The organism is Burkholderia sp. SJZ089 (assembly GCF_007828315.1).
Classification (GTDB): domain Bacteria; phylum Pseudomonadota; class Gammaproteobacteria; order Burkholderiales; family Burkholderiaceae; genus Burkholderia; species Burkholderia gladioli.
This window is the reverse complement of sequence record NZ_VIUM01000004.1, coordinates 160761-183954: the sequence shown is the minus strand read 5'-3', so window position 1 is coordinate 183954 and position 23194 is coordinate 160761. Positions and strand designations below refer to the sequence as shown.

20 protein-coding genes are annotated in these 23194 nt (G+C 69.6%); 8 read left to right on the top strand and 12 right to left on the bottom strand.

Translation table 11 applies throughout. From position 1 onward, the window contains the following. Positions 1-41: 41 nt before the first annotated feature. Complete coding sequence (locus FB600_RS09100) at positions 42-560, bottom strand: DUF305 domain-containing protein (RefSeq protein WP_096750841.1); 519 nt, start codon at positions 558-560, stop codon at positions 42-44. 168 nt (positions 561-728) lie between these two features. On the opposite strand from FB600_RS09100, the gene FB600_RS09095 reads away from it, so the two are divergent. Beyond that, the gene (locus FB600_RS09095) at positions 729-2387 is read left to right on the top strand and encodes an ATP-binding domain-containing protein (RefSeq protein WP_145756581.1); all 1659 of its coding nucleotides are present in this window, start codon (positions 729-731) and stop codon (positions 2385-2387) included. Positions 2388-2529: 142 nt separating this feature from the next. On the opposite strand, the gene FB600_RS09090 is transcribed toward FB600_RS09095, so the two are convergent. Continuing rightward, positions 2530-4089 carry a methyl-accepting chemotaxis protein gene (locus tag FB600_RS09090; RefSeq protein ID WP_145756571.1) on the bottom strand — a complete coding sequence of 520 codons (1560 nt, stop codon included), beginning with the start codon at positions 4087-4089 and terminating at the stop codon, positions 2530-2532. A gap of 189 nt (positions 4090-4278) precedes the next feature. Between FB600_RS09090 and FB600_RS09085 the strand changes: the two genes are divergently transcribed. The 3 genes from FB600_RS09085 to FB600_RS09075 all read left to right on the top strand — a co-directional run bounded on the left by FB600_RS09085 (position 4279) and on the right by FB600_RS09075 (position 6937). Continuing rightward, complete coding sequence (locus FB600_RS09085; RefSeq protein ID WP_096750838.1) at positions 4279-4857, top strand: GNAT family N-acetyltransferase; 579 nt, start codon at positions 4279-4281, stop codon at positions 4855-4857. 9 nt (positions 4858-4866) lie between these two features. After that, positions 4867-5727, top strand: coding sequence for a MerR family transcriptional regulator (locus FB600_RS09080; RefSeq protein ID WP_036031334.1), 861 nt, complete (start codon positions 4867-4869; stop codon positions 5725-5727). Between the two features lie 229 nt (positions 5728-5956). Beyond that, positions 5957-6937: a sulfonate ABC transporter substrate-binding protein gene (locus FB600_RS09075; protein WP_096750837.1), complete on the top strand. Its 981-nt coding sequence runs from the start codon at positions 5957-5959 to the stop codon at positions 6935-6937. 125 nt (positions 6938-7062) lie between these two features. On the opposite strand, the gene FB600_RS09070 is transcribed toward FB600_RS09075, so the two are convergent. The 3 genes from FB600_RS09070 to FB600_RS09060 all read right to left on the bottom strand — a co-directional run bounded on the left by FB600_RS09070 (position 7063) and on the right by FB600_RS09060 (position 10110). Next, positions 7063-8541 carry a SulP family inorganic anion transporter gene (locus FB600_RS09070; RefSeq protein ID WP_098182776.1) on the bottom strand — a complete coding sequence of 493 codons (1479 nt, stop codon included), beginning with the start codon at positions 8539-8541 and terminating at the stop codon, positions 7063-7065. Positions 8542-9104: 563 nt separating this feature from the next. Next, on the bottom strand, positions 9105-9683 hold the full coding sequence (locus tag FB600_RS09065; RefSeq protein WP_096750835.1) for a hypothetical protein: 579 nt from the start codon (positions 9681-9683) through the stop codon (positions 9105-9107). Positions 9684-9915: 232 nt separating this feature from the next. Beyond that, the gene (locus FB600_RS09060; RefSeq protein WP_127840921.1) at positions 9916-10110 is read right to left on the bottom strand and encodes a hypothetical protein; all 195 of its coding nucleotides are present in this window, start codon (positions 10108-10110) and stop codon (positions 9916-9918) included. A 122-nt stretch (positions 10111-10232) separates the two neighbouring features. Between FB600_RS09060 and FB600_RS09055 the strand changes: the two genes are divergently transcribed. Continuing rightward, the gene (locus tag FB600_RS09055) at positions 10233-11399 is read left to right on the top strand and encodes a porin (RefSeq protein ID WP_025099518.1); all 1167 of its coding nucleotides are present in this window, start codon (positions 10233-10235) and stop codon (positions 11397-11399) included. Positions 11400-11489: 90 nt separating this feature from the next. Here FB600_RS09055 and FB600_RS09050 read toward each other — a convergent pair whose 3' ends face one another. Beyond that, the gene (locus tag FB600_RS09050) at positions 11490-12071 is read right to left on the bottom strand and encodes a GNAT family N-acetyltransferase (RefSeq protein ID WP_096750834.1); all 582 of its coding nucleotides are present in this window, start codon (positions 12069-12071) and stop codon (positions 11490-11492) included. Positions 12072-12234: 163 nt separating this feature from the next. Beyond that, the gene (locus FB600_RS09045; RefSeq protein ID WP_145756570.1) at positions 12235-13341 is read right to left on the bottom strand and encodes a lactonase family protein; all 1107 of its coding nucleotides are present in this window, start codon (positions 13339-13341) and stop codon (positions 12235-12237) included. A gap of 547 nt (positions 13342-13888) precedes the next feature. On the opposite strand from FB600_RS09045, the gene FB600_RS09040 reads away from it, so the two are divergent. Next, complete coding sequence (locus FB600_RS09040; RefSeq protein WP_013689950.1) at positions 13889-14578, top strand: hypothetical protein; 690 nt, start codon at positions 13889-13891, stop codon at positions 14576-14578. A 53-nt stretch (positions 14579-14631) separates the two neighbouring features. Here the strand turns inward: FB600_RS09040 and FB600_RS09035 are convergent, their stop codons facing one another. Together FB600_RS09035 and FB600_RS09030 are read right to left on the bottom strand one after the other, a co-directional pair. Continuing rightward, complete coding sequence (locus FB600_RS09035) at positions 14632-15291, bottom strand: aspartyl/asparaginyl beta-hydroxylase domain-containing protein (protein WP_096750831.1); 660 nt, start codon at positions 15289-15291, stop codon at positions 14632-14634. Positions 15292-15446: 155 nt separating this feature from the next. Further along, a complete protein-coding gene (locus FB600_RS09030; protein ID WP_013689948.1) occupies positions 15447-16388 on the bottom strand; it encodes a LysR family transcriptional regulator in 942 nt (313 codons plus the stop codon). A gap of 151 nt (positions 16389-16539) precedes the next feature. Here FB600_RS09030 and FB600_RS09025 point away from each other — a divergent pair, with 151 nt between their 5' ends. Together FB600_RS09025 and FB600_RS09020 are read left to right on the top strand one after the other, a co-directional pair. Then, positions 16540-18120 carry a UxaA family hydrolase gene (locus FB600_RS09025; protein WP_096750830.1) on the top strand — a complete coding sequence of 527 codons (1581 nt, stop codon included), beginning with the start codon at positions 16540-16542 and terminating at the stop codon, positions 18118-18120. Between the two features lie 53 nt (positions 18121-18173). Continuing rightward, entirely contained in the window at positions 18174-19244 is a 1071-nt protein-coding gene (locus FB600_RS09020) for an Ldh family oxidoreductase (protein WP_096750829.1), read from the top strand. Between the two features lie 68 nt (positions 19245-19312). Here the strand turns inward: FB600_RS09020 and FB600_RS09015 are convergent, their stop codons facing one another. The 3 genes from FB600_RS09015 to FB600_RS09005 form a co-directional block, all read right to left on the bottom strand. Continuing rightward, positions 19313-19576, bottom strand: coding sequence for a PAAR domain-containing protein (locus tag FB600_RS09015; protein WP_096750828.1), 264 nt, complete (start codon positions 19574-19576; stop codon positions 19313-19315). A gap of 64 nt (positions 19577-19640) precedes the next feature. Then, a complete protein-coding gene (locus FB600_RS09010) occupies positions 19641-21275 on the bottom strand; it encodes a DUF2875 family protein (RefSeq protein WP_409995213.1) in 1635 nt (544 codons plus the stop codon). A 431-nt stretch (positions 21276-21706) separates the two neighbouring features. After that, positions 21707-23050: an MFS transporter gene (locus tag FB600_RS09005; RefSeq protein ID WP_096750826.1), complete on the bottom strand. Its 1344-nt coding sequence runs from the start codon at positions 23048-23050 to the stop codon at positions 21707-21709. Between the last annotated feature and the right edge of the window lie 144 nt (positions 23051-23194).

Genomic DNA, 23194 nt, shown 5'->3' with positions numbered 1-23194 from the left:
ACGCAGCGAAGGAAACAGCGAGGGAAAGCGCGGCGAGCTTTTCATTGGGATTCCTTATTCATGGACATGGACGAGTGGTGGTGCATCGACATCGCGGCCGACGGCTGCGACGGAACTGAAGCGGCGGATGAGGCGGACGAGGCTGTTGCCGGCCGCTGCTGGTCCGGCGCGGGCGCGGCGCTCGGCAGCGGCTGGCCGAGCGCGAGGCGCATCGCGACGATCTCCTGCTGCTGCTCGACCACGATCTCCTGCGCGATGCGGCGCAACTGCTCGTTGTGGCCGTAGCGCAGCTCGGCCTGCGCCATGTCGATGGCGCCCTGGTGATGCGGGACCATCATCGCGACGAAATCGCGGTCGACGTCGCCGGACGGCTTGATGCTCATGTCGTCCATCATGCGGCTCATGGCGGTGTCGTTCTCGGCCAGGAAGGCGCGCTCGTCCTGGGCCGGGGCGCCGGCGGCGGCCGCGGCACCGGCGGCCAGCAGCAGCACGGCGCCGAGCGCGGCAAGGATGCCCGGGCGGCGCGCGCGTCGGGATGAAGGGCGGGGTATCGCTCGCATGGTTCGTCTCCTCGATGGACAGCCAATCCTGTCACCGAGGCGAACACGGATTTCGCGCGACTATTCCGTCGATCCGCGAAATTTCCTGCCCGCGCGGGTGGGCGCCCCGGCCGCCACCCGTCCGCGCGCCTGAGTACAATAGCCGCGCCCTCCCCTCCGAGTCCCTTCATGGCCCGCATCATTCCCGACGACTGGCAGAGCCTGGCCGCCACCGGCGCCGCGCAACGCGAACGCGACACGCTCGCGATGCTCGAGAGCGCGCTGCCCGATGCCTACACGGTCTATCACGGCGTCCACTGGACGCGTCCCGATCACAATTTCTCGGTGTTCGGCGAGGCCGACTTCGTGGTGGTGAGCCCTTCCGGGCGCGTGCTGCTGGTCGAGCAGAAGGCCGGCTTCCTGCGCGAGACGCCCAAGGGGCTCGCCAAGGTCTACATGAAGACCGAGCGCAACGTGGCGATCCAGCTCGCGCGCATGCAGGAGACCCTGCACCGGCGCCTGACGGCCGCCTTCGGCGCCGGCGAATACGGCGTGGACGCGCTGCTCTACTGCCCCGACTACACGGTCGCCAACCCGGCCATCGCGGGGCTGCCGCCCGATCGCATCGTCGATGCCACGCGGCGCGACAAGCTCGCGGCGGTGATCGCCACGCTGCTGCCGGCCGACGAGACGCCGTTCGCGAGCGCCGCCAAGATCCATCACTTCCTGGCCGACGAACTGTCGCTCGCGCCCGACACCAGCGCGCTGGTCGGCCAGGCCGACACGCTGGTCACGCGGCTCTCGGCGGGGCTGGCCACCTGGGCGCGCCGGCTCGAATTCGCGCCGTTCCGGCTGCGGGTGGTGGCCACCGCCGGCTCCGGCAAGACCCAGCTCGCGGTGCGCGTGATGCGCGATGCCGTGACGGCCGGCAAGCGCGTGCTCTATGTCTGCTTCAACCGCCCGCTGGCCGATTCGATCAAGCGGCTGGCGCCCGAGGGCGCGATCATCGCCAATTACCACCAGTTCTGCGATTCGGTGCTGCGCGACGCGGGCCATACGCCCGACTTCAGCGAGCCCGATGCCTTCACGCGGCTGGCGGAACGCTTCGAGGCCACGCCGGTGCCCGAGCGCTGGCATTTCGACGTGCTGATCGTCGACGAGGGGCAGGATTTCCAGCCGGCCTGGGCGGCCTCGCTGGAACGCGTGCTGCGCCCGGGCGGCGCCTGGTGGTGGCTGGAGGATCCGCTGCAGGCGCTCTACACGCGCGACGAGGTGCCCTTCGAGGGCTGGGTGACGTTGCGCGAGCTGACCAACTACCGCAGCCCGCGCGACGTGCTCGCCTACCTGCGCAACCTGGTGGGGGAATTCGAGCCGCTGGCGGCCGAGCTGAAATCGGGCAGCCCGTTCGACGGCTCGGAGATCGCCTTCAATCCCTACGACGACGGCGACGCCACCGGCGAGGCCTGCATCGACGCCACCAAGCGCGCCATCACGCAGGCGCTCTCGCTGGGATTCCGCAAGCAGGACATCGCGGTGCTCTCGTATCGCGGCCGCGAGAATTCGGCGCTGACGCCGCTCGACCAGCTCGGCCCGCATCGGGTGCGCCGCTTCACCGGCAAGTACGATCTGTTCGGCACGCCCGAGTACCAGGACGGCGACGTGCTGCTCGACTCGATCTACCGCTTCAAGGGCCAGGCCGCGCCCTGCGTGATCCTCACCGAGGTCGATTTCGAGGCATTCGACGCGCGCGCGGCGCGCAAGCTGTTCGTCGGCGCCACGCGCGCGACCATGAAGCTGATCGTGGTGGCCTCGCAGCGCGCGACGGCCAGGATCGCGCCGGCCGACTGAGGCCGGGGCGCATGCACGGGTTCAGGCTCGCATGCATGCATGCGCCGAGGCGAGTCGCGGCCAGTGGCGTCGAGCACGGGCAGCCGGGCACGTTCGGCGCCGCCACGCGCCGCCGCCCTGCCCGCCGCCGGCTCTCGCGGGCTCAGGCCATGGCGACGCGGAAGGTGCGCACCGCGTGACGCAGGCCGTCGGCCTGCTCCTCGAGCGAGGCGGCCGCGGCCGCGGCCTGCTCGACCAGCGCGGCGTTCTGCTGCGAGACCTGGTCCATCTGCGAGACCGCGCGGCTGACCTGCTCGATGCCGTCGCGCTGCTCGTCGGAAGCCGCGGCGATCGCGGCCATGCTGTCGTTCACCCGCGTGATCGCGCGGCGGATCTCGGTCATGGTGTTGCCGGCCGAGCCCACCAGCCGCGAGCCCGCCGCCACCCGCTCGACCGATTCGCCGATCAGGTCGCGAATCTCCTTGGCGGCCGTGGCCGAGCGCTGCGCGAGCGTGCGCACCTCGCCGGCCACCACCGCGAAGCCGCGGCCCTGCTCGCCGGCGCGCGCGGCTTCCACCGCCGCGTTCAGCGCCAGGATGTTGGTCTGGAACGCGATGCCCTCGATGGTGCCGATGATGTCGGCCACGCGCTGCGAGCTGCGGTCGATGTCGTTCATGGTGCCGATCACCTCGCCCACCACCGAGGCGCCCTGCGAGGCGATCCGGCTGGCATCGTCGGCCGATTCGCGCGCGTCGCGCGCATGGTCGGCGTTCTGGCGCACCGTGGTGGTCAACTCGGCCATGCTGGCGGCGGTCTGCTCCAGCGCGGCGGCCTGCTCCTCGGTGCGCTGAGACAGATCGGTATTGCCGGCCGAGATCTGGCGCGTGGCGGTGGCGATCGATTCCGAGCCGCGCGAGACGCGCCGCACCGTCTCGGCCAGGTTGCGCTGCATGCGCGTGACGCCGCTCACCAGCTCGGCCATCTCGTCGCGCGAGCTCCAGTGCAGCTCGTGCGTGAGGTCGCCGTCGGACAGGCTGCGGAAATGCTCGAGCAGGCGCGCCAGCGGCCGCGTGATCGCGTAGTGCAGGCCGATCGCGCAGCCCAGGCAGGCCGCCAGGCCGAACACGATGGTGCCGGCCGACACCAGCCGCAGCAGCGAGAAGCTGCGCTGCGCGCCGTCGTAGACGGCCTTGCCGCGGGCGAGCCCGTACTTGTCGAGCTCGCCCGCCGCCTTGGTCAGCGCCACCGACAGCGGCGGCGAGACCTTCATCATCAGGTGGTCGGCCTCCTCGGGATGGCCGGCGCGCAGGGCGTCGATCATCGGCTGGATCGCCTGCGCGATGAAGGCGCCGCGCGCGGCGCCCACCGCGTCGGCCAGCGGCTGCTCGCCCTCGTGGCGCGGCAGCGCGGTGTAGTCGCGCCAGGCCTGGTCGGAAATCGCCAGGTAGGATTCGGCCTTGTTGAGCACCGACTGCAGGTCCGGGCGATCCGGATGCAGGATGGCGCGATCGAGCGTGGTGCGCACGATCGTCAGGTTCAGGTTGGCGCTGGCCAGCGCGGTCTGCGCGGCGAGCTGCGAGGCATAGGCATCCTTGAGCGCCTCGTTCGAGTTCTGCATGCCGGCCAGGCCCACCACGCCCGTCACGCAGAGGATCAGGGCCGCCAGCGCGAGCGTCGAATAGAGGCGAGTGCGGATCGAGAAGCGGGAAAACAGGGCGTTCATGGCGGGCCGATCGACAGGATTCAGGAGCGCTCGCGCGCACGGTAATTGCTGAGGATGTTTACGGAGAGATCGGGCCAAACTTGAGCATTGCGTTTTCCCGAATAATCGGAATCACCGGCTTTTTTTGCTCCAGCGCAATATCTCGCGCATAGTGGCGATTCATCTCCTCTTCCGTCCCTGATCCCGATCGTGTCCAGCCCCGCCGCCGCCCCCCCCGCCGCCTGCGAGATCCGCGATGCCCGCGACGCGGACCTGCCCGCGATCCACGCGATCTATGCGCACCACGTGCTGCACAGCGTCGCCTCGTTCGAGGAGGTGCCGCCCTCGCTCGACGAGATGCGCGCGCGCCGCGCTACCGTGCTCGGCCACGGCCTGCCCTGGCTGGTGGCGAGCGTCGAGGGCCGGCTGGCCGGCTACGCCTATGCCGGGCCCTATCGGCCCCGCGCGGCCTACCGCCATACCGTCGAGGACTCGATCTACCTCGACGAGGCGTTTCGCGGCCGCGGCATTGGCCGCGCCCTGCTCGCCGAGCTGATCGCGCGCTGCGAGCGCGGCCCGTGGCGCCAGATGATCGCGGTGATCGCCGACGGCGGGCGCGGCGGCTCCACCTCGCTGCATGCCGCGTTCGGCTTCGCGCCGGCCGGCACGCTCGCCGCGGTCGGCTACAAGCACGGCCGCTGGCTCGACATCGCGCTGATGCAGCGCGCGCTGGGCCCCGGCGCCGACGCGCCGCCCGCCAGGGGCGACGCCGGCCCGCACACAGGCTAAAATCCGCGCATGCCGACACCGACCCCGACCTCTCCCGCCGAGCTGCCGCCCGAAGGCGCGCATGCCAACGAGTACACCGTCGACGAACTCGCCCGCGTGACCGACACCACGGTGCGCAACGTGCGCGCCTATCAGGACCGCGGGCTGCTCACGCCACCGCGCAAGCGCGGCCGCGTCGGCATCTACGACGACACCCACGTGGCCCGGCTCAAGGTGATCAACCACCTGCTGGCGCGCGGCTACACGCTGTCCAACATCCAGGACCTGATCAAGGCGATCGACGACGGCCACGACCTGCGCTCGATCCTGGGCCTGGAGAACGCGATCGGCGGACGCTGGTCGCACGAACGTCCGAAAACCTATTCGCTGGCCGACCTGGTCTCGATGTTCGGCCCACAGACGCCGGCCTCGCTGATGCGCGTGACCGAGCTGGGCCTGCTGGAGCGGCGCGGCCTGTCCTTCGTCGCCAAGACGCCGGGCCTGATCGAGGCGGCCGGCGCGCTGGTGCGCGAGGGCATCCCGGTGCGCGAGCTGGTCGACGCGATGAGCATCGCGCGGCCGCATTTCGACGCGATCGCGCGCGTGCTGGTGGACCTGGTGGTGCGCCGGCTCGACCGCTACGACGAAGGCAGCCTGCCGCCGGCCACCGACGTGCCGGCCCTGGTCGACGCGATCTGGCGTCTGCGGCCGCTGTCGGCCACCTTCGTCGAGGGCGAGATGAACCGCGCGCTGGAAGCCGCCTCGGGCGCCTACCTCGGCGGGCGCGTGGCCACCATCCTCGACAAGCAGCTCAGCGAGGAAGCCGCGCGCGGCGAAGGCCAGCCAGCGCCGCGAGACGGCAGCGGCAAGGACAAGCGCGGCAAGCGCTGAAACTCCATTCCCGCGTGGCGTCCCCAACGCGCCACGCGCCCTCGAAGGCAATCGCCCCGCGCGCTGAAGACCATAGTCGGCGCGTCGTCATATTGATATCGGCAATGCTTGGTTGGTGCGCATGGATGCCCGTGCGACGATTTTTCGACTGGGGCGGCCCTCGCCAGAAAGGGGGCTGCCGCTTCGTCGAATTGCGCCGCCCGCCGGCCACCCTCCCGGAGATTGCCCGATGCCCCGCTTCACCCGCTGGCTGCCCGCCGCCCTCCTCAGCGCCGCCGCGCTGCTCGCTTCCACCGCCGCCAGCGCCCAGGCCGGCGCCGACCACCTGCTGCGCATCGGCTACCAGAAGGCCGGCCTGCTCGCCGTGGTGAAGGCGCAGGGCGCGCTCGACGACAAGCTGAAGTCGCTCGGCTACACGGTGAAATGGTTCGAGTTCCCGGCCGGCCCGCAACTGCTCGAGGCGCTCAACGCCAACAGCATCGACTTCGGCTATACCGGCGCGCCGCCGCCGGTGTTCGCGCAGGCCGGCGGCGTGCGCTTCGTCTACGTCGGCGCCGAGCAGCCGGCCCCGCACAACGAGGCGATCTTCGTGAGGGCCGGCTCGCCGATCCGCGACGTGGCGGGCCTGCGCGGCAAGAAGGTCGCGCTGCAGAAGGGCTCGAGCTCGAACTACCTGCTGCTGGCCGCGCTCAACAAGGCCGGCCTGCGCTACGACGAGATCCATCCCGTCTATCTCGCGCCCGCCGACGCGCGCGCCGCCTTCGAGAGCGGCGACGTGGACGCCTGGGTGGTCTGGGATCCTTATTACGCGGCCGCGCAGGGTTCGCTGAAGGTGCGCACCTTGTCGGACTACACCGGGCTCACGGCCACCTACAACTTCTACGAGGCCACCCGCGACTTCGCCGCCGCGCATCCCGAGGTGGTGGGCGCGGTGCTGCGCCAGCTTCGCGAGACCGGCCTGTGGGTCAATGCGCATCCCGCCGAGACGGCCGCCATCATCGCGCCCAAGGTGGGGCTCGACACCGCGCTGGTGGAAACCTGGTTCAAGCGCGTGCCGTTCGGCGCGGTGCCGATCGACGAGCGGATCGTCGCCTCGCAGCAGGCGGTGGCCGACGCGTTCTACGGCGTGAAGCTGATTCCGCGCAAGCTCGAGGTGGCTGAGAACGTCTGGCGCGATCGCGCGGTGGACGAGGCGCTGGCCGCGAAGTAGGCGCGCCGCCGGCGCCAGCGGCAAGCATGAAGCGGCGCGGGGCCGTCGAACGGCCCCGCGCCGCTTCGCGCTCCGTGCCTCGCGCGCCAGCCCCCTTGCGAGCGACGCGCCGAGGCCGGCGCGCCTCAATGCGAGAGCGTCGCCGCGCCCGCATCGCCCTTGTCGTGCGTCGCGTAGCGCTCGATCATGGTCGCGCTGGCGCGGTTCAGGCCGACGATCTCGACCGCCACGCCGTGACGCCGGAACTTGTTGACGATGCGATCGAGCGCGTCGATCGCGGTCAGGTCCCAGAAGTGCGCATGCGAGACGTCGAGCCTCACGCGCTCGACGCGTTCGTGGAAATCGAACTGCGCGACGAAGGCTTCCGAGGATGCGAAGAACACCTGCCCGCGTACCAGATAGCGGCGCTCGCCGCCGGTCTCGCGCAGCGCCTCGACCTGCAGCACGCGGCGCACCTTCGAAGCGAAGAACAGCGCCGAGAGCAGCACCCCGACCAGCACGCCGATCGCCAGGTTGCCGGTCGCCACCACGATCGCGACGGTCACCAGCATCACCAGCGAGGAGCTGCGTGGATGGGTGCGCAGGTTCGCGATCGACTTCCAGCTGAAGGTGCTGATCGACACCATCACCATCACGGCCACCAGCGCCACCATCGGGATCTGCCGCACCCAGGGCCCGAGGAACACCACCAGCACCAGCAGCACCGCGCCGGCCACGAAGGTGGACAGACGCCCGCGCCCGCCCGACTTCATGTTGATCACCGTCTGGCCGATCATCGCGCAGCCCGGCATGCCGCCCAGGAAACCGGCGGCGATGTTGGCGCAGCCCTGGCCGCGGCATTCGCGGTTCTTGTCGCTCGGCGTATCGGTGTAGTCGTCGACGATGGCCGCCGTCATCAGCGATTCGAGCAGCCCCACCACCGCGATGCCGATCGAGTACGGCAGCACGATGCGCAGCGTGTCGAGCGTGAACGGCAGGTGCGGCAGCGCGAAGCCCGGCAGGCGATCGGGGAAGGCGCCCATGTCGCCGACCGTGCGCAGCGGCAGGTGCAGGGCGATCGCGATCGCCGTCAGCACCACGATGCACACCAGCGGCGAGGGCACCGCGCGCGTCACGCGCGGCAGCAGGTAGATGATCGCCAGGCCCAGCGCCAGCAGGCCGTGGACGTAGAGCGGCACGTCGCGCAATTGCGGCAGCTGGGCCAGGAAGATCAGGATCGCCAGGGCGTTGACGAAGCCCGTCATCACCGAGCGCGAGACGAAGCGCATCAGCTCGCCCAGGCGCAGCAGGCCGGCGGCGATCTGCAGCGCGCCGGCCAGGATGCCGGCCGCGAACACGTATTCGACGCCGTGGTCGCGCACCAGCGAGGTCAGCAGCAGCGCGACCGCGCCGGTGGCGGCCGAGATCATGCCGGGGCGGCCGCCGGCGAAGGCGCAGACCACGGCGATCACCGAGGCGGCATAGAGGCCGACCTTCGGGTCGACGCCGGCGATGATCGAGAAGGCGAGCGCTTCAGGAATGAGCGCGAGGGCGACGACCAGGCCGGCGAGCAGGTCGCCGCGCGGGTTGCCGAACCACTCGTCGCGTAGCGTACGGGCGTGCATGGGTGGATTCCGTGTTGAATCGTTGGGGACAGCGCCGCGCGGCCCGATGATCGCCGGGCCGGCGCGCACTGCCCGGCCGTGGGTGGGCGCGGACGGGCTCGGATGCCGACGGCATGGACCGCACGGGACGGATCCCGGGCGCGCTGCCGGCTGGCTTCGTGTGGAACACGGGTAGACGGGACGGCGCCTGGTCGGCGCGGCGCAAGGCGCTCGCGCAGGCAGGCGGCATCTGTCCGCGAACCCCCGATCGGTCGGGCGGAATGGACTGACGGGAGTTCGCGAGCGATTACATGGGTAGCGGGATGAATTCGTCGAGGAGGATGGCCCGGCCGGGCAGCGGCGCCTGAGCGGCGCCTGGCGGGCGGGCGCGGCCTGGTGCGAAGGCATCGGCCGCTGCGCGCCGCGCATTTTAACCGGTTCGTCCGCGACCGCGCAAACCGGCTTGGCGCCGGCGCGGCAGCGTCGCGGGCGGCAGGCGGCGGGCGCTACCAGAACCGAAATGCGTCACCGCATGGGGCGAGCCGGCGCCGACGCGGGCCGCTGCCCTCGCCGACCGCCGTTCATCAGTGCGCGAAGCGCCGTTCCACCACCGTGTCGATCCGCGCGGCCAGCTTGGCCGCGTCGTCGCCGGGCAGGCCGATGCCGAACTCGTGGCGCACCGCCCCGCCGTCGAGCAGGTAGAGGCTCCAGGTCACGTCGGTGGCCGACTTCGAGCGCATGGTGCGCAGCGCGGCCCAGACATCGTCGGCATCCGCGCGGATGCCGGCCAGCTCGGCGCTGTCGAGCGCGGCCGCGTCGCCGGCCACCGGGCGCAACGCGAAGTTGCCCGCCGCGTCGCGCGAGGCGGCCGTGACCACGCGCGAGATGCGCTGCTGGTCGTAGTCGACCACGATCCACATCGATTGCGGCGTCATGAAACCGCCGCGCACCAGCATCAGCCCATGACGCGGCGGACGGATCGCGCTGACGATGAAGTCCATCGAGCAATCCTGGCAGACGTAGCCCGGCGGCAGCAATTGCGCGCCGGTGGCGCCCGGCGGCCGCGGCGCTGCGACCGGCGCGCTCTGGCGGGGCGTGCCGGAACCGGCGCAGGCGGACAGCAGCGCCGCGACGGCCAGCGCGAGAACGGGTACGAGACGCAAGCGTGCGCTCCTTCGGTGCAGGGGTGGACGATCGGGGCACGCGCGTCTCGCGGATTCGACCGGAATGCGCAACGCACCGCGTGCCATCATCGCATCGCCCCCGCTTATCCGCAATGCCGAAAGCCATCGGTAATCGATTATCAAATCAATGGAAAGCCAGGCGCTTTTCATTGCACTTTCTTTGCGCATCGGATTTGAATCGCGCTGATCGCCGATTGAATGACAGCTTGCTTCACATAAAAAATAATTCTGTTTTTTTAATACCACGCAGGGGTCTTTTCAACGCCATTTTTATTTTCGGCGTTCTATGATGCGGCCCGTTGCCTGATCGCCGGGCCGCCCCGCCAGGGCCGCCCGGCAAGCTCGTCGCACCGGTTGCTCGCAGCCGGTGATTTCGACCGATTTGCATCGGCGCGATGATCGACACGATATCGATTCGACCGATCCGAATTGCCGCGCGCCCGATTCGCGGCGCCGCTTTTTCCGATCGACATACATCAGGCAGCAAACCAATCGACCACACTCATCGTCCATTGCGGAGGCCATTCGATGAAACCCACCCTGATCACCGTCGCGCTGTTCGGCGCGCTTGCCGTCTCGACGTCCTCGTACGCGCAAAGCAGCGTCACGCTCTACGGCCTGATCGATACCGGCCTCGTCTACACCAACAACCAGCAGGGCCACAGCAACTGGCAGGAGAACAGCAGCTCGACGCAGAACACGGTGTTCGGCCTGAAGGGCGACGAGGACCTCGGCGGCGGCCTGCATGCGGTGTTCAAGCTCGAGCAGGGCTTCCTGCTCAACAACGGCGCGCAGGCCTTCTCGGGCGACGGCTTCGGCTCGCAGGCCTGGGTCGGGCTGCAGAGCGCCCAGGCGGGCACCCTCACCTTCGGCCGCCAGTTCGACGTGATGAACGACCTGGTGGGCCCGCTGTCGGCCGAGTTCAACACCTGGGGCGGCAGCCTGGCCGCGCATCCGTTCGAGAACGACAACCTGGCCGCCAACTCGGTGGTGATCAACAACTCGGTCAAGTACGCGAGCCCGACCTGGCGCGGCCTCACCTTCGAGACCATGTACAGCTTCAGCAACCAGGCCGGCAACTTCGCCAACAACCGCTCCTACGGCTTCGCGCTGTCGTATGCGCAGGGCCCGGTCAACCTGGCGGCCGGCTACCTGCAGCTCAACGATGCCGGCAGCGGCAGCGGCGCGGTCACCACCGGCGACACCAGCGCGAACTTCGTCGCCGAACGGCAGCGGATCTGGTCGCTGGGCGGCAACTACACCTATGGCCCCGCCACCGTCGGCCTGGTGTGGAGCCACACCCAGATCGACAACGCCACCGGCGTGTATTCGTTCGGCACCGGCACCTACCTGGGCGCCGCCGACGGCTCCTCGGGCAGCCTGAGCGGCACGCTGCGCCTGGACAACTACGAGGTCAACGCGAAATACGCGCTGACCCCGGCGCTGAGCCTGTCGGGCGCCTATACCTACACGCGCGGCGCCTACAACGGCTCGTCGCCGGGCTGGAACACCGCCATGCTGCAGACCGACTACGCCTTCAGCAAGCGCACCGACATCTACCTGGAAGGGGTCTATCAGAACGTGCACGGCGCACCGGCCGGCTCGGTGCTGTCGCACGCGATGATCAACACGCTGTCGCCGTCGTCGACCGACACGCAGGTGGCCGTGACGGTGGGCCTGCGTCACACCTTCTGAGCGGTGTCGAGGATGGCCGCCGGCGTCGACGGTGGCCTGCCGCCGGGCGGCCGTTTCCGGCGCCGGCCGGCGTGAGTGCGAGCGCGCCGCTCAGGCGCGGCGCGCACGATGATCCTCGCGCAGCAGCGCGTACTGCGCGAGATCGTGGAATGCGCCGCCCCAGTACCCCGCCTGGCGCTGGTAGCCCTCGCGCACGAAGCCGAGCGCCTCGAGCGCACGCAGCGAAGCCGCGTTGTCGGGGTGCACGCGCGCCTCGATGCGATTGAGCGCCATCGTCTCGAAACCGTGCTCGAGCACGGCACCCAGCGCCTCGCGCATGAACCCCTGTCCCCGTACCTCGCGCGCCAGTTCGTAACCGATCGTGCAACTGCGCCACGGGCGGCTCCAGCGGAACAGCCCGCAGGTGCCCAGCAGGCGCGCGTCGGCACGCCGCTCCAGACCCCAGCGCACACCGCTGCCGGCGATCCGCCAGGCGCTGAAGGTATCGATCAGGCGCGCCGCCTGGGCGGGTGCCGTGAGCGGATCGGCACCGTACCAGCGCATCGCCTCGGCGTCGCCGTGGATCGCGTAGAGCGCCGGCGCATCGGCCGCGCTCAGCTCGCGCAACACCAGACGCCGCGTGAGCAGGTGGGGAAAGGCTTCCATCGGGGCGCTCGGGTGGCCGCCGGGCATCGCGCCCGGCGCAGGTCTCGTGGTTTGGCCGGCAGCGCGACGCGAGCCGGCGATCGGCGCCGATCATCTCACGAGCGGCACGGCGCCGCCATCGGGAAACCCACCCGATCGCCGCCGGGTACGCCGGCAAGCGGGCAAGCGGGCAAGCGCCGCGACTCGCCGCTCAGCCGCCGTTCGAACCGTCGAAATCGACCATCTCGATCCAGTTCGCGCCCTTGCCGACCGGCGCCTCGCCAAGCGGCGCCAGGGCCCCGCTGCGCGTATCGATGCGGTACACGCGCAGCGAGGTCGACAGTTGCCCGACCGCCAGCAGGTAATGCCCCGACGGATCGATCGCGAAACCGCGCGGCTGCTTCTCGGTCGGCGTGGTGGCGATGCGCGTGAGACGGCCGCTGGCGCGATCGACACGCCAGGTGGCCAGCGTGCTCGAGGTGCGCTCCGAGGCGTAGAGGAAGCGGCCGTCCGGCGTGAGGTGCAGGTCGGCGCCCCAGGGCGTCTGGGCGCCGAAACCGGGCGGCAGGATCGACACGGTCTGCACCGGCTTCACGCGGTCATGCTCGAGATCGAAGGCCAGCACGTGCAGCTTGCCGTCCAGTTCGTCGATCAGGTAGACGAAGCGCTGGTCGGGCGAGAAACGAAAATGGCGCGGACCCGACTTGGGCGGCAGCGCATAGGCCGGCGCGTCGTCCAGCGTCAGCTCGCCGGTGCCGGCGTCGAAGCGCAGCCGCAGCCAGGCGTCGGCGCCGAGCACCGAGGCGAAGGCCACGCGATTGTCGGGCGCGGGCAGGATCGCGTGCGCCTTCGGGCCGGTGGGGATGGTCTGCCTGACCGGGCCGACCAGGCCATCCGCGCCGATCGTGTTGACCGCCAGCAGGTTGCCGTCGTAGGAGGCCGAGAACAGGTAGCGGCCGGTCGCGTCGGTCGACAGGTAGGGCATGCTGTGCGCGAGCGGCGCGCTGCCGAGTTCGGTGAGGCGGCCGTCGAGCGGATTGAGCGCGAAGCTGAGCACGCGATAGGGCTGCGAGCGGATCCCCGCATAGAGCCGCAGATGGTTCGGCGAGAGCGCCATCGGCATCACCGTGCCCCCCGCCTCGACCGTCTCGACCGGCGTGAGCGCCCCGCTGGCCGTATCGAGCCGCAGCACCGAGATGCTGCCGCTGTCGGCATTCGAGACATAGGCGTAGGTGGCTGCCTCGGCGGCCGTCGCCAGCCCGGCTGCCGCCAGCGAGACCGCGAGCGTGAAGGCACGGAGCGTACGCACCTGTTTCATCCCACCTCCTTATATGTCGTCTGACAACTTAAAATAGATCGATCCCAGCTATTTCATGCTTGAATCTGTCTTTCACATCCCAAGTCGAGCGACATCGTATATCTCACGTGCCGGCACGGCAATCCACCTCGACCCGCATAGGGCGCGCCGGTCGTCGGCCGCCTCGTGCTCGCGCCCCGCCCTTCGATGTCCGGCGATGACCCAGCCGATCACGCGCTTCGTTCGCGATCCGAATCAAATGCCGAATGGATGCGCACGCAACCAAATCGACGCGATACGCGGGCCTGCCACCCGCGCCGGTTTCCGTCGGGCACGGGCGATGCTTAGCGCTTGCATAGGTGCATACGCATTCACGAATTTGCGCGCGTGAAAGACTGCGTGAAAGACTGTTAACACGCGATGCCGCAACGCAGCGTCGAACATCGTCGCAACATGTTGCAGAGCGTAAAAGCATCGACCAGAACGGGAGGTTTGCGATACATTCGCAGCCTAGGATGGTGCATATGACGCCATCGACACTGACGCCCAAAACATCCACGAGGACATCATGCGTGTTATCCGCTCCACCGCGCTGCTCGCGGGATCGCTGCTGACCCTGACACTCGCCGCCGGCGCCCAGGCGCAAACCCCTGCTGCCGCTCCGGCCGCCTCGGCCAGCCAACCGGTGCTGCCCGTGATCGCGACCATCGCGCCGATCTACAACCAACTGGTCTACTTCCGCCTGCCGACGCGCTTCGTGTCGATCTACGAAGGCACGCGCGGCGACGACTACGCGCACGAATGGGTGCTGCCCGGCGAAACCAACGCGAACTGGTCGCAGATGATCACGCTGACGGGCGCGCAGAACGTGATCGCCAAGCATCCGGAAGCCGATGCCAAGAGCTATGCCACCGGCATCGCCGCCGGCTTCCAGAAGGCCTGCCCGCAGAGCTTCTCGGCCAAGGGCATCTATGACGGCAAGCTCAACGGCAGCGACGCCTTCTCGATGGTGGTGAGTTGCGGCAATGCCGCGGCCAGCGCGGGCCACAGCGAAACCACCGCGATCACGGTGGTGAAGGGCGCCAAGGATCTCTACACGCTGCAATGGGCGCAGCGCGGCCCGCTGTCCACCAAGCCGCTCGATATCGACGCCGCCATGTGGCTGCAACGCGTGCGCAACCTGATGCCGCTGAAGGTCTGCCCGATCGTGCCGGGCGAGAAGGCGCCGTATCCGAGCTGCAGCGCGAACGTCTCCTGAGCATCGGCGGCCCGCCTGCCGGCGCCGTGCCGCCCGGCGCGGCGCCGCGTGGATCACCCCTGGATCTGCTTGTCTCGCTCGAACTCCATGTAGAAGATCGTGCGCGGCACGGGCGAGGCATTCAGGGCGAAATGATCGAGCGAGCCGTCGAACACGATGGCATTGCCGACCTGGTTCTGGTTGAAATGGCCGGCCACGTTCAGGTAGGCATAATTCCCCTCGGCCGCCGCGTCGAGCGTGATGTGCATCTGCAGCATGCCCTGCTCGAGCAACTCCGGATGTCGATGCGTGCTCAGCAACACGTTCGGCATCATCCGCGACAGGGCACACACCTTGATGCCCTTGATCCTGCCCAGCATCTCGATCGTCCGCGGCATGGCCTCGGCGGCGAACGGGATCGCCTGGTCGCGCACGACCAGGCCGTATTGCGTCCAGTCGCGATTGAAGCTTCCGTCCGACTTCCATCCCAGCAGCCAGCCGTATCGCCCGCCCTTCCTGACGTGATCGATGATCTCGGCATGCACCTGGTCATGGTTCTTGCCCACGCGATCGATTTCGAGCAAGGGGGCATCCAGGTTCATGCACTCGTCGCGGATCACCTCCCAGTTCAGGGCGATCTCCTGCAATCGAGGGAACTGCGCGAGCGGGTAGAACGCCGGCCGGTCGGTCGGCGAGGGAGCATGCTGGCAGGCGGCCGCGAATCGATCTTGCATGACGATGTCACCGGAAAAGGAAAATGAGTCGATCGGATAGTTCACCGTAACGTACACCACTCGTTCCGGCGAATGTGTGAAACCGGCGAGTCACGCCGAAAGCTTGATGGCCCGGTTCGCCGGGCAGGCCGCCGGTTCACCCCGAACCGCCGCCGCTAGGCCGCCGCGCGCTGCCTCAGGATCGCCACGAATTCCTCCATCTGCGGCGAGGGTAGCTCGTTCTTGCGGGTGATCACGCTGTAGTGGCTCATGCTGCGGCGCACCTCGATCGGCAGGCAGCCGAGCAGGCCCTCGTCGATGCGCTGCTGCACCACCGCGCGCGGCTGCAGCGAAATCATCTCGGTCGAGCGGAGCAGCTCGATGGTCGAGAAGATCGAGGGCGTCTCCACCATCCCGACCGGCGCGACCAGCCCCGCGCTGGCGAAGGTCTCCTCGAACAGCTGGCGGATCGCGGTGGCGCTGGGATAGAGGATCCAGGGCCAATGGCCGAGATCGGCGATGTCCACGCGCCGCGCGCGCAGCAGCGGATGATGGCTGCCGACCACGAAGCAGACCGGCTCGTCCGACAGCTCGACCGCATCGAAGATGGCACGCTGGCGCGGCTCGGTGAGCCGGCCGATCATCAGGTCCAGTTGCTTGTGCTCCAGCCAGATCGCGAGCTGGTCGCTGCTCTGCTCGACCAGCTTGATCACCAGGCGCGGGCGCCGCGCCTGGATCTCGCGGATCGCCGCGATCACGATCTGCGCGGCAGAGGCCGAGATCGCGCCGACCGTCAGGTGCCCGTAACCGCCGCCCTGCTGGGTCACGAATTCATTGGCGAACTTGCCGAGCCCGGACATCGCGCTGCCCGCGTAGCGGATCGCCAGCAGGCCCAGGTCGGTGGGCCGCATCTCGCGCGGTAGCCGCTCGAACAGGCGCTCGCCGAACATCGCCTCGATATCGCCGAGGATCTTGGTGGCGGCCGGCTGGGTGACGTGCATCTGCTCGGCCGCCGCGCGCAGGTTGTGGGTGCGCCCCAGCAGCTCGAGCAACTGCAGGTGGCGAAAGCGCAGCTTCGAGGGCAGCGTCGCGGACAACAGGGGGCGATGGCGATCCATAGGGTAAACCTCAGTGCGGCGATAACCGAATGGAATCGAGTCTAACAATTCTTCGATTGGACGTTTATCGCGCGTCTGCCTAAAGTGCTTCGACCTGCCCTGCCCGCCGCATGCCAGGCTCCCGATATCCAAGAGACCAACGAGACGATCGATGAAGCTCGACAGCGCCCCCGCCCATTCCGACTCCGCTCCCGAGGCATCCTCCCAGCCCGCCTCCCAGGTGGTCGCGCTGCATCCCGACGACGACGTGCTGATCGCGCGCCGGCAACTGGTTGCGGGCGCATCGATCGAGGCCGGGGTGATCGCGCGCGGCCTGATCCCCGCCGGCCACAAGATCGCGCGACGCGCGGTGGCGGCCGGCGCGCCGGTGCGCCGCTACGGCCAGATCATCGGCTTCGCCTCGCGCGCGATCGAGATCGGCGAGCACGTCCACGTGCACAACCTGTCGATGGGCGAGTTCGAGCGCGACGGCGCGTTCGGCGTGGACGCCAGGCCGACCCGGCCCAGCGCGACGCCCGCGCGCTTCGCGGGCATCGTGCGCGCCGACGGGCGCGTGGCGACGCGCAACTACATCGGCATCCTGACCTCGGTGAACTGCTCGGCCACCGCCGCGCGCGCGATCGCCGACCAGTTTCGCCGCGATATCCGCCCCGAGGCGCTGGCCGACTACCCGAACGTGGACGGCGTGATCGCGCTGACCCACGGCCTGGGCTGCGGCATCGCCTCGGACGGCGAGGCGATCGCCGTGCTGCGCCGCACGCTGGGCGGTTATGCGCGGCACCCGAATTTCGCCGGCGTGCTGATGGTCGGGCTAGGCTGCGAGACCAACCAGATCGACGCGCTGCTGCGCGACCAGGCGATCGAGACCGGCACCGCGCTCCAGACCATGACGATCCAGGCCAACGGCGGCACGGCAGCCACGGTCGCGGCCGGGGTCGAGGCGATCAAGGCCATGCTGCCGCGCGCGAACGCGGCGCGGCGCGAGCCGGTGGAGGCGCGCCACCTGATCGTCGGCCTGCAATGCGGCGGCTCCGACGGCTATTCGGGCATCACCGCGAACCCGGCGCTGGGCGCCGCGGTCGACAGGCTGGTGGCGCACGGCGGCACCGCGATCCTGTCGGAGACGCCCGAGATCTATGGCGCCGAGCATCTGCTCACGCGCCGCGCGGTCTCGCCCGAGATCGGCGAGAAGCTGATGGCGCGGATCCACTGGTGGGAGGAATACTGCCGGCGCATGAACGCCGACCTCAACAACAATCCCTCGGCCGGCAACAAGGCCGGCGGCCTGACCACCATCCTCGAGAAATCGCTGGGCGCGGTCGCCAAGGCCGGCACCACCAACCTGGTGGAGGTCTATCGCTACGCCGAAAGCGTGCGCGCCGCCGGCCTGGTATTCATGGACACGCCCGGCTACGACCCGGTCTCGGCGACCGGCCAGGTGGCGGGCGGCGCCAACCTGCTGTGCTTCACCACCGGGCGCGGCTCGGCCTATGGCTGCGCGCCCTCGCCCTCGCTGAAGCTCGGCACCAATAGCGCGCTGTGGCGCCGCCAGGCCGAGGACATCGACATCAACTGCGGCACCGTGCTCGATGGCGAGGCCAGCATCGACGAACTCGGTCAGCAGATCTTCGAGCAGATGCTCGCCACCGCCTCGGGCCAGCCGACCCGCAGCGAACTGCACGGCTACGGACAGAACGAGTTCGTGCCCTGGCAGCTCGGCGCGACGCTCTGAGCCGCGCACCGCGCGCCCCGCTTGCCCTCCCGACAACCCGAACCGATCACGCCATGACTCAAGACGTCCGCTACGCCGCCACCGAACTGCAGGCCTTCGCCGAGGCGCTGCTCGCCGCCGCCGGGCTCGACGCGCCGCATGCCCGGGCCGTCGCCGCCACCCTGGTCGACGGCGACCTGATGGGCCACGACACGCACGGCCTCGCGCTGCTCGCGCCCTACGTGGGCGAGCTCGAGCGCGGGACCATGACGCGCTCGGGCGAGCCGGAGGTGCTGTCCGACCGCGGCGCCAGCCTGCTGTGGGACGGCCGCCGCCTGCCGGGGCCCTCGCTGGTGCTGTCCGGCATCGAGACGCTGGCGCCGCGCGCCCGGCAATACGGCAGCGCCACCCTGGTGATCCGCCGCAGCCACCATATCGCCTGCCTGGCCAGCTACCTGGAGCGCGCCACCGCCGAGGGCTTCATGATCCTGCTCGGCAGCTCGGACCCGGCCACCCACAGCGTCGCGCCGTTCGGCGGCACGCGCGCGGTGTTCACGCCGAACCCGATCGCGGCCGGCATCCCGACCTCGGGCACGCCGTTCCTCATCGACATCTCGGCCTCGCTGGTCACCAACGGCATGAGCGCGCGCCTGGCCAAGTCCAGCCAGCAGTTCGACGAGCCGGTGCTGCTCGACGCCGAGGGCAATGCCAGCCGCGACCCGGCGGTGCTGAACACCGAGCCGCCCGGCACCATCCTGCCGCTCGGCGGCCTGCCGTTCGGGCACAAGGGTTTCGGCCTGGCGCTGCTGATCGACGCGCTCACCGGCGGCCTGGCCGGCCACGGCCGCGCCGATCCGCCCGACGGCTGGGGCGCCACGGTCTACCTGACGCTGCACGATCCCTCGGCCTTCGGCGGCGAGGCGGATTTCAGGCGGCAGATGGACTGGATCGCCGAGGCCTGCCGCAGCAACCCGCCGCGCCCCGGCTTTTCCGAGGTGCGCATGCCGGGCGACCGGGGCCTGGCGCGCAAGCGCGAGCAGTTGCAGGCGGGCGTGAAGCTGCATCCGGCGATCGCGCCGGCCTTGAGCGCTTGCGCGGAACGTCATGGGCTGAAGCTGCCGGCGCGGATCACGCCCGCGCCCTGAAGGCGGCGCGCGGCCGGCCCTCGATCGGGCCGGGCACCGGGGCGAAACAGACCGCGAGAGGAAAGATCCTAGGTCCGCCCCGAGCTGGGCACCGAGGAAATCAGCGTGGCGCCGCACGACGTGTGGTGGCCGTCGAAGGCCACGGCGACGCCGTCGATCAGCACCTGCGGGTCGCCCTCCACGATCACGCAATGCTCGTGGCCCGACATCGGGCAGGTGCAGCGATCGCCGACACAGGCCACCGCGCGCCCCATCACGGTCGAGGTATTGCGGCCCGTGACCACCTTGCCGCCATGCGAGGTGGCGTCGCCGATCCGGATCACGCCGCGCATCGCCGCCTCCCTGCTTCCAGGCGCAGCCGCGTGGCGCGAGTCGATACCTTGGGCATGCCGGCCATCATTTGAAGGGGCTGCCGCCGGTCTTCCGCTGCCACGCGGCCTTGTTGCCGTCCTCGGGCGGGCTCACCATCACGATGCTGGCGGTGCCGTTCGGGCGACGGTTCACGGTCGCGCTCGCGCCGCCGTCGTCGTAGCCCGCGATCAGGCCGAGGCCGATCTGCACCAGCGGCGAACTCACGCCGGTATTGCCGATGCGCGCGCCGATGTCGTAACCCTCCTTGACGTCGTCGAGGCTGGGCGCGCCCGCGCCGACCTGGGCCAGCGCCTGGTTCAGCGGCACCACCCACAGCCGGTCCGCGGTGGTGTCGTAGAACACCCGCCTGGGCTCGCGGCCCTGCGGCAGCGCCGCGACCGCCTGCTCCCAGCCGGCCTTCAGCGCGGCCGCCTGCGCCGCGGTCTTCAGCGGCTGGCCATGATCGTCGGTCAGCTTGACGTCGACGGGACGATGCAGGTAGCCCAGCAGCGGCGCGTCGTCGAACTGGCGCAGTTGCCAATTGGTCCAGCGCACCGGGAGGTAGGACGAGGTCGTGAACTGGCCGGGGCCCTGGTTGCCGATGGTCTTCCAGAACGCCGGCAGTTGCGCCTGCCACCAGCTCGCCGTCATGGTGCCGATCGAATCCGGATCGTCGACGCCGGCCGCCTTGGCCTGCTTGCGATAGTGGGCATCGAAACCCTCGGGGCCGCGATCGTCGTTCTTGTCCCAGTAGAAATTCCAGAGCTTCACGACATCGTATTCGCCGTGGGCGCGATCGATCTGCTCGGTCTGCTCGACCGCGAACGGGCGCACCAGCCGATCGACGCGATCGGAGCGCGACACCAGTATCGCGACGATGCTGTCCGGCAGCGCCGGACTCGCGTGTGCCGCCGGCGCGGCGCCGCCGCTGCCGGGCGCGCCGAGCAGCGAACGCATGGTCGAGCCGTCGAGGCTGTAGACCAGCGCGGCGGTCACGTCGGGATGCGCGTCGAAGAAGTCGAACAGTTTCTCGAGCATGGCCGCGCCGTCGTCGCCATTGGCATCCTCCTGCCACAGGAACAGCGTGACGCCGAGCCCCGCCTTCTGCCGGCTGTCGGCGATGTTCATCGCGGCGCGATAGGCGTTGTGCGCGTTCTTGGCCGGCCCCCACACGATCACCGGCACCGGCCAGTACTCGACGGCATGCCGCGCGCCGAGCTTGAAGCTGGTGGTGATCGACACGCGCATGTCGTCGAGGCGCGCATCCTCGCTGTCGGGATAATCCTCGGGATTGCTCGAGAAATAGCTGGCGTGGTTGTCGGCTTTCTGAACGATCTTCGCCCAGATTTCCTGGTTGGTCTCGTAGCCGGTCACGGCGCCGAGCCCGCGTACCTCGAGCACCGCCTGCGGGCCCTTGCGCGCGAGCAAGGCGCTCGCGCCGTTGAAGCCGTGCGCGAGCGCGGCGTGGCTCTCGCCGGGCGCGGCCCCGGCCGCGGCGGCCTGGGCCTGCGCGGCCGGCTCGGCGGGCGTCTTCGCGGCACTGCGATGCACCCATGCCATGCTCAGTCCGTAGGCGAGCACCGCCAGCCCCAAGGCCACCACCACGCCATTGCGAATACTGCTTGCCATATCCGGCATCTCCCGGCCCGTCGTTTCCCAATAACTGTAGTGTCTGGCCATCACCAGCAGAAGCCAGGCGATCGCCGCCACCGCGAAGGCGATAGCATACGGTCAAGTTCGAGCCGGTTGCCGCACACGTCCTGGTACTGGCCGCGCGTCATCAGGTTGTAGTTCTCGTCCTGCGAGGTGCTCGGGACGATGTCGGCGTTGTGGATCTTCGCGACGTCCTAGTTGCCGGCGCGCAGCCCCCGTAGAACGGCAGGAACATGACGTGGGTCGCGTCGCCCACGGTGCGTCGATACCTGTAGGTGTCCGGATTGGACGGCACCTCGTTGTTGCGCCGGGTGGCGCCATTAAGGCTCCGCGCCTTGGCCCGCCAGTACGGATTGGGGGCGAAAACAAGCGAACCGCCCCGGGCCGAATCAGGCCCGGGGCGGTCGGTCACGCGAAATTGCCCGGGGTGGATGTCGCGGGCGGCTTCGTACCCGCGCCTAAACCGCTTCCTCGCTGCCGCGCACCGGCACCGGCTCGCCCACCAGGGTCCAGTAGCCGATCATCGCCACCACCACCACCGCCGCGCCGACATACAGCGCCGGCTTGAACGAGTGCGAGGCCTGCACGATGAAACCGGTCACCACAGGCGCCAGCGCGCCGCCGAAATAGCCGCCGAAGTTCTGCATCGCGCCGATCGAGGCGGTGGAGTTGGCCGGCGCCGCCACCGAGGCCATCGCCCAGGCCGCGCTCGAGGAGATGTACATCAGCATCATCGACACCGAGATGAAGGTCACCGCCAGCGCGGTGTTGTCGGTCAGCGCCGTGAGCAGGGTGAACACCGCGATGCCGAGCAGCGAGGCGACCATCGGGTACTTGCGGCTGTTGATCTGCGAGACGCCGCGCCGGGCCAGCACGTCGCAGATGCGCCCGCCCGACAGGCTGCCGATCACGCCGAACAGGTAGGGCACGGCGGCCACCCAGCCGGTGCGCGCGATGGTCAGGTGATGCTCCATCTGCAGGTAGGTCGGCAACCAGGCGTTGTAGAGCCACAGCACGTAGATGGTGCCGAAGAAGCCCAGCAGCATGCCCCAGGTGGTGCGATAGCGCAGCAGGTGGCGCCAGTCGGCCCAGGTCGGGCGCGTGCTGGCCAGGCCCTCGGTATCGTCGAGATACTCGCGCTCGCGCTGGGTCAGCGAGACATGGCGCGGGTCGCGATGCAGCAGGTAGAAGGCCAGCGCCAGCGCGAGGCCCGCCACCCCCATCACCACGAACATCCAGCGCCAGCCGAGGTTCAGCATCAGGATGGTCAGCAGCGGCGCGGAGATCGCGGTGCCGAGCGTCGACGAGCTGTTCCAGATGCCGGTGGCGGTGCCGCGCTCGTGCTTGGCGAACCAGTCGCGCACGATCCGCGCGCTGGTCGGGAACTGCGGCGCCTCGCCGACGCCGAGCACCATGCGCGCCGCGAAGAACTGCGAGAAGCCGTTGACCACGCCGCCGAAGGTCTGCGCCACCGACCACAGCGCGAGGCTCATGGCCAGCGTCAGGCGCGCGCCGAGCCGGTCGATCAGCATGCCCGCCGGCAGTTGCGCGAACGCATAGGCCCACAGGAAGGCCGACAGCAGCAGGCCCATCTGCGGCACCGAGAAGCCGAGATCCTGGCGGATCAGCGGGGTGGCGATCGACAGCGTCGAGCGGTCGAGGTAGTTGACCACACCGCTCATCAGCAGCAGCGCGAGCGCGGTGCGCTGGATGCGGCGCACGCGCGGCGAGGCCGCGTCGCGCGTGCCGGCCTGGGCGGATCCGGCCTCGGCCGGCAGCGCGTCGGGAGTGGTGGGCTTCATCGGGTGTCTCCTTGCTGGGGTCTCGTTCTATACGTTCTAGGTGTCGACGCGCCCCATGGCGAGGATGGGCGCGCCCGCTCGAAACTCGACAACGACCGCAACCGCGCCGGCACGCGCGGCGGGGTGGCCAGCCAAGGTACCGGT